This window comes from Mycobacterium sp. E796, from assembly GCF_001672815.1.
Taxonomy (GTDB): domain Bacteria; phylum Actinomycetota; class Actinomycetes; order Mycobacteriales; family Mycobacteriaceae; genus Mycobacterium.
This window is the reverse complement of the sequence record NZ_LZKK01000066.1, coordinates 1-14,964: the sequence shown is the minus strand read 5'-3', so window position 1 is coordinate 14,964 and position 14,964 is coordinate 1. Positions and strand designations below refer to the sequence as shown.

13 protein-coding genes and 2 pseudogenes are annotated in these 14,964 nt (G+C 68.8%); 11 read left to right on the top strand and 4 right to left on the bottom strand.

All coding sequences use genetic code 11. The features are described 5' to 3' along the window. Positions 1–6: 6 nt before the first annotated feature. Together A5706_RS06040 and A5706_RS06035 are read right to left on the bottom strand one after the other, a co-directional pair. Positions 7–939 carry a hydroxymethylglutaryl-CoA lyase gene (locus tag A5706_RS06040; protein WP_068128191.1) on the bottom strand — a complete coding sequence of 311 codons (933 nt, stop codon included), beginning with the start codon at positions 937–939 and terminating at the stop codon, positions 7–9. Further along, a complete protein-coding gene (locus tag A5706_RS06035) occupies positions 936–2,156 on the bottom strand; it encodes a CaiB/BaiF CoA-transferase family protein (RefSeq protein WP_068128189.1) in 1,221 nt (406 codons plus the stop codon). Before A5706_RS06035 ends, A5706_RS06040 begins: the two co-directional genes overlap by 4 nt. 181 nt (positions 2,157–2,337) lie before the next feature. On the opposite strand from A5706_RS06035, the gene A5706_RS06030 reads away from it, so the two are divergent. The 4 genes from A5706_RS06030 (at position 2,338) to A5706_RS06015 (ending at position 6,399) form a co-directional block, all read left to right on the top strand. Continuing rightward, positions 2,338–3,693 carry an MFS transporter gene (locus A5706_RS06030; RefSeq protein ID WP_231985052.1) on the top strand — a complete coding sequence of 452 codons (1,356 nt, stop codon included), beginning with the start codon at positions 2,338–2,340 and terminating at the stop codon, positions 3,691–3,693. Between the two features lie 34 nt (positions 3,694–3,727). After that, positions 3,728–4,816, top strand: coding sequence for a PPE family protein (locus A5706_RS32065; RefSeq protein ID WP_255406296.1), 1,089 nt, complete (start codon positions 3,728–3,730; stop codon positions 4,814–4,816). Between the two features lie 64 nt (positions 4,817–4,880). Then, the gene (locus A5706_RS06020; protein ID WP_068128188.1) at positions 4,881–5,180 is read left to right on the top strand and encodes a PE family protein; all 300 of its coding nucleotides are present in this window, start codon (positions 4,881–4,883) and stop codon (positions 5,178–5,180) included. Positions 5,181–5,190: 10 nt separating this feature from the next. After that, positions 5,191–6,399: a PPE family protein gene (locus A5706_RS06015; RefSeq protein ID WP_068128218.1), complete on the top strand. Its 1,209-nt coding sequence runs from the start codon at positions 5,191–5,193 to the stop codon at positions 6,397–6,399. Positions 6,400–6,414: 15 nt separating this feature from the next. Here A5706_RS06015 and A5706_RS06010 read toward each other — a convergent pair whose 3' ends face one another. Then, positions 6,415–7,233, bottom strand: coding sequence for an IclR family transcriptional regulator (locus A5706_RS06010; protein ID WP_068128186.1), 819 nt, complete (start codon positions 7,231–7,233; stop codon positions 6,415–6,417). Positions 7,234–7,337: 104 nt separating this feature from the next. Here A5706_RS06010 and A5706_RS06005 point away from each other — a divergent pair, with 104 nt between their 5' ends. Genes A5706_RS06005 through A5706_RS05995 form a run of 3 tightly spaced genes read left to right on the top strand, consistent with a single transcriptional unit; the run spans position 7,338 to position 10,277 of the window. After that, positions 7,338–8,186, top strand: a complete 849-nt coding sequence (locus A5706_RS06005) for a siderophore-interacting protein (RefSeq protein WP_068128184.1) — start codon at positions 7,338–7,340, stop codon at positions 8,184–8,186. Between the two features lie 4 nt (positions 8,187–8,190). Continuing rightward, positions 8,191–9,354: a lactate 2-monooxygenase gene (locus A5706_RS06000; RefSeq protein WP_068128183.1), complete on the top strand. Its 1,164-nt coding sequence runs from the start codon at positions 8,191–8,193 to the stop codon at positions 9,352–9,354. A 32-nt stretch (positions 9,355–9,386) separates the two neighbouring features. Continuing rightward, on the top strand, positions 9,387–10,277 hold the full coding sequence (locus A5706_RS05995) for a tyrosine recombinase XerC (protein ID WP_068128182.1): 891 nt from the start codon (positions 9,387–9,389) through the stop codon (positions 10,275–10,277). A gap of 169 nt (positions 10,278–10,446) precedes the next feature. On the opposite strand, the pseudogene A5706_RS05990 reads toward A5706_RS05995, so the two are convergent. Further along, positions 10,447–10,911: pseudogene (locus A5706_RS05990) on the bottom strand (M23 family metallopeptidase); the annotation flags it as partial. A 270-nt stretch (positions 10,912–11,181) separates the two neighbouring features. On the opposite strand from A5706_RS05990, the gene rpsB reads away from it, so the two are divergent. The 4 genes and pseudogenes from rpsB to A5706_RS34060 all read left to right on the top strand — a co-directional run. After that, positions 11,182–12,036: a 30S ribosomal protein S2 gene (gene rpsB, locus A5706_RS05985; protein WP_068128177.1), complete on the top strand. Its 855-nt coding sequence runs from the start codon at positions 11,182–11,184 to the stop codon at positions 12,034–12,036. Positions 12,037–12,046: 10 nt separating this feature from the next. After that, positions 12,047–12,865 carry a translation elongation factor Ts gene (gene tsf / locus A5706_RS05980; RefSeq protein ID WP_068128174.1) on the top strand — a complete coding sequence of 273 codons (819 nt, stop codon included), beginning with the start codon at positions 12,047–12,049 and terminating at the stop codon, positions 12,863–12,865. A gap of 30 nt (positions 12,866–12,895) precedes the next feature. Further along, positions 12,896–14,308 (top strand): amidase, encoded by a 1,413-nt coding sequence (locus A5706_RS05975; protein WP_068128170.1) that lies wholly within the window; start codon positions 12,896–12,898, stop codon positions 14,306–14,308. A gap of 148 nt (positions 14,309–14,456) precedes the next feature. After that, positions 14,457–14,678, top strand: a pseudogene (locus tag A5706_RS34060) (PE domain-containing protein); the annotation flags it as partial. Positions 14,679–14,964: the final 286 nt, after the last annotated feature.

Below are 14,964 nucleotides of genomic sequence, written 5' to 3'. Positions count from 1 at the left end.
GTCGGGTCAGGCCGAAATCGGCTCGCCGATCAGCCATTCCAGCGCATGGGCGGTGGATCGCGCGCCTTGGGCCGCCTTGGAGCGGTTCGGTTCCCCGAGCACGGCCAGGATCAGTTCCCCGGCGCGCACGATGTCGGCGAACGCCCTGGGGGTCAGCCAGCTTGGTTGCAGCGCGAACAGCAGGTCCTCGGTGGGGGTGTTGCCGCTCGCCCCCGGGGCGAAAGGGCAGCCGCCGAGACCACCGAGTGCCCCGTCGACCATCGTGGCGCCGGCCTGGATGGCGGCGAGGCTGTTGGCGACTCCCATGCCCCAGGTGTCGTGCCCGTGGAAGACGATCTCGTGCTCGGGCGCGACGGCGCGGACCCGCTCGACCAAGCGGCGCACCTGATTCGGCGTGGCGTGGCCCAGCGTGTCGCACAGCACGACGCTCGAGATGGCCGCCGCCCGGTCGTCGGTGATCAGGTCGAGGACGCGCCGCGGGTCGATGGCGCCGCTGTAGGGGCAGGTGAAGGCGGTTGCCAAGGTCAATTCCAACCGACCGCCGGCGATCGTGACGTGGTCGATCACATCGGGTAAGGCGGCCATACTGTCGGCGGTGGTGCGCCCGATGTTGGCCATGTTGTGCTGATCGCTGACCGACAGGCAGTACTGGAAGTTGCGGGCCCCGGCCTCGATCGCTCGAAGGATCCCCCGCGATGTAGCCGCCCAGACCCAGCAGCGTTGCAGCTCTTCGGGATTCAGCGCCGCGATGACGTCCAGCGTGTTGGCCATCGGGGGCACCAAGTCGGGTCGCGCCATCGCACCGATTTCCACCGCGTCAACGCCCACGTTCAACAGCAGCCGCGCCAACTCGACCTTGCGGGCGGTCTCGAGCGGCTTGCCGGTGAGCTGCAAGCCGTCGCGCAGGGTCACGTCGCGCAGGTGTACCGCGGTCGTCATCCGATGAGCTCCTTGATCTCGCGATCCGCGGAGAGGGCGCCGAGTATCTCCTCGGTGTGGGCGCCGAGCTCGGGTCCCAGGCTCGCGATCGCGCGCGCGGCGTCGCCGATGCGCGGAACGATGCCGGGGAACGCCACATCCGGCAGCATCTCGGTGCCGGTCGAGACCGGGAGGCGCTGAATCATGCCGCGCGCCAGGAACTGTTCGTCGGACTTGATCTCCGCGGCGGTGTTGATGGGGCCCGCGGGAACCGACGCGGCCGCGAGCGCGGCGAGCACCTCGCCGGCGGGCAGCGTCGCGGTCCAGGCGCCGATCGCCTCGTCGAGCTCGTCGCGGGCCTGCCAGCGTTGGGTGTTGTTAGCCAGTCGCGGATCGTAGGCCAGGTCCGGTCGGCCGATCACGCCCATGAACCTGCGGTAGATCCCGTCCCCGTTGCCGGCGATCACGACCCAGCGGCCGTCGCCGCACCGGTAGGCGTTCGACGGGGCGATGCCCTGCATGCGACCACCGGTTCGGGTTCGGGTGACTTGGTAGGCGTCATACTCCGGGACCAACGATTCCATCACCGAGAAGATCGACTCGGTGAGTGCGACGTCCACGGTGCGGTCGGGCAGCGACGTGGATCGCCCTGCCGCGCGGTCTTTCTGGCGCTGATGTAGGGCGAGGAGTGCGCCGAACGCGGCGTAGATGCCGGCGATCGAATCGCCGATGGACACGCCCACCCGAGCCGGCGGACGATCCGGCTCGCCGGTGAGCCCGCGTAGGCCGGCCATCGCCTCGGCGACGGCGGCGAAGCCCGGTTCGTGGGCCCTCGGTCCGGTCTGTCCGTAGGCCGAGACCCGCACGATGATCAGGTCCGGGTTCGCCGCGCTCAGCTCGGCCGGGCCGATGCCCCACCGTTCCAGCGTGCCCGGGCGGAAGTTCTCCATCACGATGTCGCAGGAGCGAGCCAGTTCGCGCACCGCCGCTTGCCCCTGCTCGGTTTTGAGGTCCAGCACGACGGACTTCTTGTTGCGGTTGATCGTGTGAAAAAGCATCGACGTGGTGCCCGAGTAGAGGCGCCACGTGCGCAATTCGTCACCGGTTCCGGGCTTTTCGACCTTGATGACTTCGGCGCCGAAATCGGCCATGAGCCGCGCGCCCGTCGGGGCGGCGATGTAATTGCCCAGCTCAAGGACGCGCACGCCGTCGAGCGGTCCGCCGTTGAACCTGTCCATCGAATCTCCTCTCGTACCCACATCGTGCATCAGAACCCACAATATGGCAACAAAGGTCTTCACAGGTGTGACGAGAGCCGCTACAGTCACGTCTTGTTGTGAAACTCACATCGCAAGTTACGGATTACCAAGTAGGCCAGTCCGCGGGAACGAGAGAGCAGGAATGACAACATCACCAACCGTGACGCTCAACACGACCTCCGTCGGCGAGCAACTGGATCGCATGCCGGTGGGGACCGTGCACCGCAAGGCGATCGTCGTCGTCGGACTCGGCCTGTTCTTCGAGATGTACGAGATCTTCCTGGCCAGCACCATGAGCACCGCGCTTCGCCACGACTTCGGTCTCCGCGGCACCGAGCTCAACCTGGTACTGGCGTCGGCGTTCGTCGGAATGTTTTTCGGCGCAGCCTTTTTCGGGCGGTTGGCGGACCGGATCGGCCGCCGCAAGGCGTTCCTGCTGGGTCTGACCTGGTTCTCGGTGTTCTCGCTCCTGGGCGCGTTCGCGCCCTCTCCGGCCCTGCTGGTGGGCGCCCGTTTCCTGGCCGGCGTGGGGGTGGGCGCCGAATACCCGGTGGCCGACTCCTACCTCGCCGACGTGCTGCCCAAGGAACGCCGGGGCCGACTGGCGTCCTACGCCTACACCTGCTCGTTCCTCGCCGTACCGTTCGCCGGCTTCCTTGCGATGTGGTTGACCCAACATTCGCCGCTCGGTGTCGCGGGCTGGCGCTGGCTTCTGGCCATCGGTGGCCTGGGCGCCGTGATCGTGTTCGTCCTGAACCGTTGGCTACCCGAGTCGCCGCGCTGGCTCGCTGACGTCGGGAGGATCGACGAGGCGCAGCGGGAGCTGGACAAGTTCGCGGCCGGCGCGAAAGTGCCCGCGCGACCGGTCAATACCGGGCTCGCGGCGGTCGGGGCTGACCGAACCCGGCCCGCGCTGGGCCGCTTGCGGCGTGCGCCTTACAACCGCCGATTGGCAATGCTGATCGTGTTCCACCTGTTTCAGACGTTCGGTTATTACGGCTTCGGCACTCTTGCGGCGCTGGTCCTGGTCAGTCGCGGCTACGACGTCACCTCGTCGATGTTCTTCAGCGCACTGTCGTTCCTCGGGTACCCGATCGGGTCCGCGGTGTCGATACCGTTGATGGCGCGATTCGAACGCAAGTTCCTGCTCGTGGGCGCGACGGTGGCGATCGCCGCGTTCGGCCTGATGTTCGCGACGCAATCGTCGGTGCCGTTGATCGTGGTGTTCGGGTTTCTGACCACCGCGACGGGCAACGTCTTCTCGAACGTGTATCACGTCTACCAGGCCGAGATATTTCCAACGGCCGTGCGCGCCACGGCAGTTGGGTGGACCTACTCCTTGTCGCGGCTTTCCAGCGGCGCCTCGCCTTTCATCCTGATCCCCGTCCTCGACACCTATGGCGCGGCAGCGATGTTCACCGTGGTCGCGATGGCGCTCGTCGTCGTCGTAGTCGCGGTCCTCACGCTGGGGCCGCGCACGTCGCGGCGCAGCCTCGAGGAGATCAACCCGGCCTGATAGCGGACACGGTCAAAACGGCTGAGGAGTAAAGGTGTTCGATTTCGGGGCGCTTCCGCCAGAGATCAATTCGGGCCGGATGTATGCGGGGCCGGGTTCGGGGCCGATGATGGCCGCGGCGGCGGCCTGGCACGGCCTGGCGGCCGAGTTGAGCGCGAGCGCGTCCGGCTACGCGTCGGTGACTGCTGAGTTGACCACCTCGCAGTGGCTCGGCGCGGCATCGCAGTTGATGGTGGCCGGTGTCACTCCCTTCGTCGCTTGGTTGAGCGCCGCCGCCGCGTTGGCCGACGAGGCGGGCGCGCAGGCCAGCGCCACCGCCGCCGCTTATGAGGCCGCTTTCGCGATGACGGTTCCCCCGACCGTGATCGCCGCAAACCGCGCGTTGTTGGCGTTGCTCGTCGCCACGAACTTCTTCGGCCAGAACACCCCGGCGATCGCGGCAACCGAGGTCCAATATGCCGAAATGTGGGCCCAAGACGCCGTCGCGATGTACACCTATGCAGATTCCGCGGCGACCGCTTCGCAATTGGCCCCGTTCACCGAGCCGACTCAGACCACCGACCAAGCCGGACTGGCGCAACAGCAAGCCGCGGTCGCTCAGGCCGTGGCCGCGGCGACGGGGACAGGCGGACCGTCGGCGACGCAGGCAGCGATCAACGACATGGTCAATACCGCGGCCGCCCAGATAAAAGGACTGCTGTTCAGTCCCCTGGACGTTATCTACTGGCCGATGATCTATGTGGGTTCCCTGATTTTCTCGCATATGGGGGTGCTGTGGCCTGAGCATGCCGCCGGCGCGGCGGCTGCAGGCTTGTCCGCACCGCCCGCCCTCGCGGCGCCCGTCAACCTCGGCAGTGGCCTGTTCTCGGCAAACTTGGCTTCGTCAAGCAAGGTTGGTTCGCTTTCGGTTCCACCGAGCTGGGCCGCGACGGCACCGAATGCAGCACAGGAGCCCATCGTCCGGGGGATCGGCAGCGAGGGTGCCAGCGGCCCGTCGAACGGACCAGAGGCACTGCTTCGCCAAATGCCGCCGGCTCGCGGCAGACGTGACCGCGACGGCTGGCCGCCCCGCGAATACGGATTTCGCCCCCGCTTTACTGCTCGTCCACCATCGGCCGGGTAACACCATGGGCCGGAACGCAATTCGAGATTGATTGAACCGGAAGGTTATTGGGGAAGGAGATCATATGTCTTTTGTTACTGCGCAACCAGAGGCCTTGTCGGCAGCGGCCGGTGCATTGCGGGCTATTGGCTCGGCACTTGCGGCCCAGAATGCGGCGGCGGCGGCGCCGACGACGGGGGTGATGCCCGCTGCCACGGACCAAGTTTCGATACTGACCGCGGCGCAGTTCGCAGCCCATGCGCAGTTGTATCAGCAGGTCAGCGCGCAAGCGATGACTATTCACGAGATGTTTGTCAACGCATTGGATTTCAGTTCGGGATCGTATGCGGCCACCGAGGCCGCCAATGCGATCGCGACTGGTTAAGGGGCTCGTGATGCTCGACTTTGGGGCGTTACCGCCAGAGATCAACTCGGGGCTGTTGTATGCGGGCCCGGGCTCAACGTCGATGATGGGGGCGGCTTCGGGATGGAATACCCTTGCTGCTGAGCTGAATTCGGCTGCCATAGCCTACGACAGGGTGGTGAACACGTTGTCCAACGAGGAGTGGTTAGGGCAGGCCTCAGCATCGATGGCGCAGGCCGTCGCCCCCTATGTGGAATGGATGAGAACCACGGCCGCTGCGGCTGAACATGCGGCAAGTCAAGCCATGTCCGCTGCGACAGCCTTCGAAACGGCGCTTGCCACGATCGTGCCGCCGCCCGTCATCGCGGCCAACCGTGTCAATCTAGCGCAGCTGTTGTCCACCAACGTGCTGGGCCAAAACACCGCGGCGATAGCGGCTTTGGAAGCCCAGTACGGGGAAATGTGGGCAACCGACTCGGCCACGATGTACAACTATGCGGGCCGATCGGCGAGCGTCTCGGCGGTCACACCGTTTGCCTCGGCTCCCCACACGGCCAATCCCGCCGGTATGGCTCATCAGGCCGCCTCGGTCAGCGCGGCCACTGGTACGTCGGCGGGCACGGCGCAAAACACGTTGCGCAGTGCCATGAGCACAATCACCTCGACGCTGGGAAAGCTGTCCACCGGTATGCAGGCTGCCGAATCGGCGGCCCCTCCGGCGGATCCGGTGAAAAGCGCGCTCTCCTCGGGTTTGGTGGGATACCTGGGTGACATTTTCACCTTCTACGCGCCTTTTTCCACTACGTTTTACAACACCGAAGGCTTGCCCTTCTTCTCCGCCGGCATCGCCAACACCTTTATGACGATCGCGAAAACCGCGGGCTCATTTGGTGGTGCTGCGAGCGCGGCCGCCCCGGCGGCGGCACCACCGGCGGTCATCGTCCCACCGTCCCTGGGGCTGGGGTTAGCCCATGGCGGTGCTTCGGTTGCGGGAGCGTTGGGCAACGCGGCCTCCGTCGGTCGTTTGTCGGTCCCGCCGGTCTGGGGCACCCTGGCGGAGCCACACCACGGGACGATCATGCCGGTTAGCAATATCAGGGAAGCCCCGGACGCACGGGCGGGGAACGTCTTCGGCGGGATGCCGCTGGCCGGGGCCGGGGCAGGTGAGGGGGGCGCCGGCAGGGGACCCCGATACGGCATGCGTCTTACCGTCATGCCGCGCCCACCGGCCGCCGGGTAGGGCCCTCGCGCGGCCTCAGTAGGGGAGACGGCCGCCGAGCGTCCGCGTCACCTGATCGGCTGCCCCGACCACGTTTTCGGCCCACAGCTCGGCGCGCTCATGGGGCAGACGGAAACTGGGTCCACTGATCATCAGGGCGCCGGCCACGCGGCCGCGCGAGTCGAACACCGGCGCCGCCACACCCGTCGCGCCCTCGTCGCGTTCCCCGGAGGTGACGGCGAAGCCCATGCGCCGGGTCTCTTCCACCTTGGCGCGCAACGACTCTGGATCGGTGATCGTCTCATCGGTGAACGGGGAAAGCCCCGATGCGAGCGCCTCTTCCAGCGCCTCGTCGTCCCAGGCCATCAACACGCGACCGGCCGATCCGACATGCAGGGGCACTACCTTTCCCACGTGCATCTCGCGTCGGATCGCATGGCGCGTCTCCGCAATGGCGACACACACCCGGAACGGGCCCTCACGGCGAAAAAAGCAGGCCGTCTCCCCGCTGGCGTCGCGCAGCGATTCCAGCGCCGGAGACACCGCGTCCAGAATGTCCATGCCGCTGGCAACGGGCGCCGCCCAGTAGGCGACCCGCGCCCCGATCCGGTAGCGGTCGCCCACCCGGTCGAGGAACTCCTCGGACACCAGGTTGGCCACGAGCCGCTGCACCGTCGACGTCGGATAGCCGGTCCGCGCGCGGATCTCGCCCAGGGTCAGCTCCGGCTCGGACAACGTGAACGCGTCCATGATGCCGCGGATCTTCACCAATACCAGCAGAGGTTTGATGCCCGGCGACAGCGGCCGCGACGACGGTGCCAACGGCGGGATCGGCAAGCCCTCGGCCTCAGTCATTCCCTCATTGTCCCGGTATCGGATTCGCGGCACGGCCTAACCGGAAAACTGCGCACTTGCGGTCCGTATAGTCGACGGGGGGTCGGGTCCCGACAGGAGGATATGTGGCAGGTCGACCTCTACAAAGCTTCGAAGTAACCCGCACCGAGCAGCTCACCCGGCACATGGTCCGGGTCGTGCTGGGCAGCAGTCACTTCGACACCTTCGCGCCGAGCAAATTCACGGACTCGTACGTCAAGTTGGCCTTCGTCCCCGAGGACGTCGACATGGCGGCGTTGCCGCAGCCGTTGACCCTGGACAGCTTCGCCGACCTGTCCCCGGAGAAAAAGCCGTCGGTGCGGACCATGACGGTGCGCGACGTCGACGTCGCCGCCGGCGAACTCACGGTCGACATCGTCGTGCACGGCGAACACGGCATCGCGGGCGCCTGGGCGGCCTCGGCCCAACCCGGCCAGCCGATCTATCTGATGGGCCCCGGCGGCGCCTACACCCCCGACCCCGCCGCCGATTGGCACCTGCTGGCCGGCGACGAGTCGGCGCTTCCGGCCATCGCCACGGCGCTGGAAGCCTTGCCCCCCAACGCCGTTGGCAAGGCGTTCATCGAAGTCGCCGGGCAGGAAGACGAGATCCCGCTGAGGGCACCGGAAAACGTCGAGGTGAGCTGGGTCTACCGCGGCGGGCGCGCCGACCTGGTGCCCGAGGATCGCGCCGGTGATTTCGCGCCGCTGATAGAGGCGGTCACCACCGCGCAGTGGCTGCCCGGGCAGGTGCACGTGTTCATCCACGGCGAGGCGCAAACCGTCATGCACAACCTGCGGCCCTACATCCGCAAGGAGCGTGGCGTGGACGCGAAATGGGCGTCGTCGATCTCTGGTTACTGGCGGCGGGGCCGCACCGAGGAGACGTTCCGGCAGTGGAAGAAGGAACTCGCCGAGGCCGAGGCCGGGTCCTAGCGCGATGGCTCATTTCGGGGATTACCAGAACGAGATCTACCTGCAGGGCCTGGCCGGAGTGGTGCCGAAGTTTCCGATGGTGTTCTCCGAGTTGGAGGCGAAGGCCGCCACGGCGCTGCCGCCGTCGGTCTGGTCCTACGTCGCGGGCGGGGCCGGCGACGAGCGCACGCAGCGGGCCAACTGCAGCGCCTTCGAGGGCTGGGGCCTCATCCCGCGCATGCTCGTCGGCGCCGCCCAGCGCGACCTGTCCGTCGAGCTGTTCGGCATGACCCTGCCGTCGCCGGTCTTCATGGCGCCGATCGGGGTCATCGGCATCTGCGCCCAGGACGGCCACGGCGACCTGGCCACGGCCCGCGCGGCCGCGGCCACCGGCGTGCCGATGGTGGCCTCGACCCTGACGGTCGACCCGATGGAGGACGTCGCCGCCGCCTTCGGCGACACCCCCGGCTTCTTCCAGCTCTACACACCGACCGACCGCGACGTGGCCGCCAGCCTGGTGCACCGCGCCGAGGCCGCCGGTTTCAAGGGCATCGTCGTCACCCTCGACACCTGGGTCACGGGGTGGCGCCCGCGCGACCTGAGCACGTCGAACTTCCCGCAGCTGCGTGGGCACTGCCTGGCCAACTACACCAGTGACCCGGTGTTCCGCGCCGGCCTGGCGCGCCCGCCGGAGGAGGACCCGCAGGGCGCGGTGCTGCGCTGGATACAGCTGTTCGGAAACGCGCTGACGTGGGATGACCTGCCCTGGCTGCGCTCGCTGACCGACCTGCCGCTGCTGGTCAAGGGGATCTGCCATCCCGACGACGCGCGGCGCGCCCGCGACGGCGGCGTCGACGGCATCTACTGCTCCAACCACGGCGGCCGGCAGGCCAACGGCGGCCTGCCCGCGATCGACTGCCTGCCGGGCGTGGTCGAGGCGGCCGGCGGGCTGCCCGTGCTGTTCGACTCGGGCATCCGCAGCGGCGCCGACATCATCAAGGCCCTCGCGCTGGGGGCCACCGCGGTGGGCATCGGCCGCCCGTACGCGTACGGCCTGGCCCTGGGCGGCGTCGACGGCATCGTGCACGTGCTGCGCACCATGCTCGCCGAGGCCGACCTGATCATGGCCGTCGACGGCTATCCCACGCTGAAAGATCTCACCCCGGAAACGCTCCGGCGCGTCACCTGAGCCCGGCCCCGGGCGCCTGCGACCGTAGGGGCGTGGAGGCGATCCTCGAGGAGTTCGACGAGTACCTGGCGCTGCAATGCCACCGCTCGGCGCACACCCGCCGGGCGTACCTGGGCGACCTGCGCTCGCTGTTCGCGTTCCTCGACGGGCGCGGTCTCGAGGCGTTGAGTCTGCCCGTCCTGCGGGCCTGGCTGGCCTCGGCCGCCGGCGCCGGCGCGGCCCGCACCACGCTGGCCCGGCGCACCTCGGCGGTCAAGGCGTTCACCGCGTGGGCGGTGCGCCGCGGCCTGCTCACCGCGGACCCCGCGGCCCGGCTGCAGGTGCCCAAGGCGCACCGCACCCTGCCGTCGGTGCTGCGCCAGGACCAGGCCCTGCAGGCCATGGCGGCCGCGAAATCCGGTGCCCAACAAGGGGATCCGCTGGCGCTGCGAGACCGGCTGATCGTCGAGATGCTATACGCCACCGGCATTCGGGTGAGCGAGCTGTGCGGCCTGGACGTCGACGACGTGGACACCCGGCATCGGCTAGTGCGCGTGCTCGGCAAGGGCAACAAGCAGCGCAGCGCGCCGTTCGGTGCGCCGGCCGCCGAGGCGCTGGACGCGTGGCTGGCCGACGGGCGTCCCGCCCTGGCGACCGCCGAGTCCGGGCCGGCGCTGCTGCTGGGGGCGCGGGGCCGGCGGCTCGACGTGCGCCAGGCGCGCACCGTCGTGCACCAGACCGTCGCGGCGGTCGACGGCGCGCCCGACATGGGACCGCACGGCCTGCGCCACAGCGCGGCCACCCACCTGCTCGAGGGCGGGGCCGACCTGCGGGTCGTCCAGGAGCTGCTCGGCCATTCCAGCCTGGCGACGACCCAGCTCTACACGCACGTCGCCGTGTCCCGGCTGCGAGCGGTGCACGACCAGGCCCACCCACGCGCCTGAGGGCCCTGCAGGTCACATGCGTCACAGAAGTCTCTAGAGCTGGCGGCACCCGACGTGCCCGGCTCGTAGCGACAATTCCGCCTGCGCGCGCCGACGTTCCGGTTGTCGCTCTGAGGCGGGCAGGAAGTGTGCCGCCTTCCCGCGGAGGCTCCCGTGGCGCCTGTTACGGATGATGCGCCGCTGCCCCGTCGAGCGGCTTCAGCCGGATCGGCGTGGACTTCAGCAGCCCGAGCGGGTCGACATAGTCGGCGCCCGACGCCGGACCCCACATCGCGCCCCAGTGCAGGCACGCCGCGGCCGGGCAGCCCGGGTGCCCGGCCACCAGCGAACCGATCACGGTCCCGGCCGTCACCGCCTGGCCCACCCGCACGGCCGCCCGGACCGGCTCGTAGCTGGTGCGCAGGCCGCCGGGATGGGCCAGCGACACCACCGGTCGGCCGGCCAGCACCCCGGCGAACACCACGGTCGCCGCGCCGGCGGCGTACACCGGCCTGCCGGGCGAGCCGGGCAGATCGACGCCGCGGTGACCCGGATTCCAGTCGGGTGACGGCGCGTCGAATCCGCGGGCCACCGCCGGGGGCGGCCGCAGCGGCCAGTCCAGCCGCACGTCGTCGGCCACTGCGGGCACCGCGCTGACCAGCCCGAGCATCAGCACCAACGCCAGCCACCGCACCGCTTTAGTTCAGCGCCGCGCCGCTGATCCGGCCAGCCAGCGCTGTGGAGAAAGCACCTGGCTGAACCGTGTAAACTCCTTTCCGCGGTCCGTGTAAACGGGCTGACTTCGCGTGTCTGCGCAACAACCGGATGTCGAGCGGTCCCGAGTAAGGGTTCGACATCTCAGCAGGCGCCAGGGCCCGGCCTCACCCGATGCCGGGCGACAACCGACAACAAAGGAATGGCGGCAATGGCTGTCGTAACAATGAAGCAGCTGCTTGACAGCGGCACCCACTTCGGGCATCAGACCCGTCGCTGGAATCCCAAGATGAAGCGGTTCATCTTCACCGACCGCAACGGCATCTACATCATCGACCTGCAGCAGACGCTGACCTTCATCGACAAGGCGTACGAGTTCGTCAAGGAGACCGTCGCCCACGGTGGGTCGGTGCTGTTCGTCGGCACCAAGAAGCAAGCGCAGGAATCGGTCGCGGCCGAGGCGACCCGCGTCGGCATGCCCTACGTCAACCAGCGCTGGCTGGGCGGCATGCTCACCAACTTCTCCACGGTGCACAAGCGGCTGCAGCGCCTCAAGGAGCTCGAGGCGATGGAGCAGACCGGCGGCTTCGAGGGCCGCACCAAGAAGGAGATCCTGGGCCTGACCCGGGAGAAGAACAAGCTGGAGCGCAGCCTCGGCGGCATCCGCGACATGAACAAGGTGCCGTCGGCGATCTGGGTCGTCGACACCAACAAGGAGCACATCGCCGTCGGCGAGGCCCGCAAGCTGGGTATCCCGGTCATCGCGATCCTGGACACCAACTGTGACCCGGACGAGGTCGACTACCCGATCCCGGGCAACGACGACGCGATCCGCTCGGCCGCGCTGCTGACCAAGGTGATCGCCTCCGCGGTCGCCGAGGGCCTGCAGGCACGCGCCGGGCTGGGCCGCGGCGACGGCAAGCCCGAGGCGGAGTCGGCCGAGCCGCTGGCGGAGTGGGAGCAGGAGCTGCTGGCCTCGGCGACAGCCACTACTGCAGCGACGGCCACCACCGCAGCCACCACCGACGCCGCTGGAGGCGCACCCGAAACCCCTGAGACCTCCTAGGAAGGTTGATATGGCGAACTTCACCGCCGCCGACGTCAAGCGGCTTCGCGAGCTCACCGGCGCCGGCATGCTGGACTGCAAGAACGCGCTGGCCGAGACCGACGGCGACTTCGACAAGGCCGTCGAGGCGCTGCGGATCAAGGGCGCCAAGGACGTCGGCAAGCGCGCCGAGCGGGCCACGGCCGAAGGCCTGGTCGCGGCCAATGGCGGGGCGCTCATCGAGCTCAACTCCGAGACCGACTTCGTCGCCAAGAACGCCGAGTTCCAGAAGTTGGCCGAGGAGATCGTCGCGGCGGCGGCCGAGTCTAAGACCACCGACGTCGACGCCCTGAAGGCGGCCAGCACCGGGGCTACGACCGTCGAGCAGGCCATCGCCGACCTGTCGGCCAAGATCGGCGAGAAGCTCGAGCTGCGTCGCGTGGCGTTCTTCGACGGCACGGTCGAGACCTACCTGCACAAGCGCGCGGCGGACCTGCCGCCGGCGGTTGGTGTGCTGGTCGAGTACAGGGGCGCCGACGGTCAGGAGGCCGCGCACGCCGTCGCGCTGCAGATCGCCGCGCTCAAGGCGCGCTACCTGTCCCGCGACGACGTGCCCGAGGACGTCGTGGCCAGCGAGCGCCGCATCGCCGAGGAGACCGCCAAGGCCGAGGGCAAGCCGGAGCAGGCGCTGCCCAAGATCGTCGAGGGCCGGCTCACCGGCTTCTTCAAGGACGCGGTGCTGCTCGAGCAGCCGTCGGTGTCCGACAACAAGAAGACCGTCAAGGCCCTGCTCGACGAGGCCGGCGTAACCGTGACGCGGTTCGTTCGCTTCGAGGTGGGCCAGGCTTAACCGCAAAGCGCGAGCGGCTAGCGTCGTGTCATGCGACGCGTGCACGCTTTCGGCGACGATGCCCTCGGTGACCTCGACGCGGTCGGCCTGGCCGACGCCCTAAGGGCCGGCTCGGTCGGCAGAGCCGAGGTCATCGAGGCCGCCATCGCGCGCACCGAGGCCGTCGACCCGGTCCTCAACGGCCTGGCGTACGCGGCGTTCGACCAGGCGCGCGCCGCCGCGTCGGCCGCCCCGCCGGACGGCTTCTCGCGGTTTTTCGAAGGCGTCCCGACGTTCATCAAGGACAACATCGACATCGCGGGCCAGCCGACGATGCACGGCACCGACGCGTGGACGCCATGGAACGCCACCTCTGACGGCGAGTTCACGAAGGTGTTCCTCGCCACCGGGCTGGCGCCCGTCGGCAAGACGCAGTTGTCGGAGTTCGGCTTCAGCGCGTCCGCCGAACACCCCCGCCTGGGCCCGGTCCGCAACCCGTGGGACACCGACTACAGCGCGGGCGCCTCGTCGTCGGGATCCGGCGCCTTCGTCGCCGCAGGAGTGGTGCCGATCGCGCACGCCAACGACGGCGGCGGCTCGATCCGCATCCCGGCGGCCTGCAACGGGCTCGTCGGTCTGAAGCCGTCGCGCGGCCGGTTGCCGCTGGACCCGCACCTGCGCCGGATGCCCGTGGGCGTCGTCGCCAACGGCGTGGTGACGCGGTCGGTGCGCGACACGGCGGCGTTCTATCGCGAGGCCGAGTGTGCCTGGCGCAACCACAAGCTGGCGCCGGTCGGCGACGTGACGGGCCCCGGTCGGCAGCGGCTGCGAATCGCCGTGCTGACCCGATCGGTGCAACGGGAGAGCAGTCCACCGGTGCGGGAACTGACGCTCAAGTCGGCGGCGCTCCTTGAGGAGCTGGGCCACCGCGTCGAGCACATCGACGAGCCGCCGGTGGCGCCCAGCTTCGTCGACGACTTCGTACTGTATTGGGGCTTTTTGGCGCTGGCGCAGGTCCGCGGCGGCGCACGGATGTTCGGCAAGACGTTCGACCGCACCCGGCTGGACAGCCTGACCCTGGGCCTGGAGCGGCACTGCGCCCGCAACCTGCACCGGCTACCGCTGGCGGTCATGCGCCTGCGCCGGGCCCGGCGGCGTACCGCGCGGTTCTTCGGCACCCACGACGCGGTGCTCACGCCCACCCTCGCCGATGAGACGCCCCGCATCGGGCACCTGGCACCCACCGACTACCACCAGGTCATCGAGCGGCTGATCGACTGGGTCTCGTTCACCCCACTGCAGAACGTCACCGGCGAGCCGGCGATCTCGCTGCCGCTGGCGCAGTCCGCCGACGGCATGCCGGTGGGCATGATGCTCTCGGCCGACCTCGGCCAGGAATCGCTGCTGCTGGAGCTTGCCTACGAGCTCGAAGAGGCCCGCCCGTGGGCCCGCATCCAGGCGTGAAAGTGCGCGAATGCGTTAAAACTGGGAGAATTTCGGCGCAAATTCGACCTTAATTAACGAGCCCGACTATATATTAGCAAGGCTCACTTCTCCGTGGGCGCATCGATCGGCTGTAGCCAGGTGAGTCCAAGGGTTAAGGAGTAGCCCCGTGTCTTTTGTTGTCGCAGCGCCGGAGTTCGTGACCGCGGCGGCTGGAGATCTGCAGAATCTGGGCTCGGCGCTGAGCGCCGCACACGCCGCCGCGGCGCCGGCGACCACCGGCGTGGCCGCCGCGGCCGCGGACGACATATCGGCCGAGATCACCGCGATCTTCAACGCGTTTGGCCAGGACTATCAGGCGCTCCTGGCCCAGGCCACCGCGTTCAATGCGCAGTTCGCGACCCTGTTGAACACCGGCGCGGGGGCCTACCTCGGCACCGAGATCGCCAACGCCGAGCAGACGCTGGCGAACCTGGGCCTTCCCCCGCTGCCGACGCCGCAGGGCGTCCTGCAGGCGATCAACGCGCCGTTCCTGCAATACACGGGTCGCCCGCTGATCGGTAATGGCGCCAATGGGGCTCCGGGGACCGGGGCGGCCGGCGGGGTGCACCAGGCTGGCGGCCACGTCGCGGTCGGTCGGTGTGTAGAGCTGGAAGAAGCAGGGGGTGTCGCAGAAG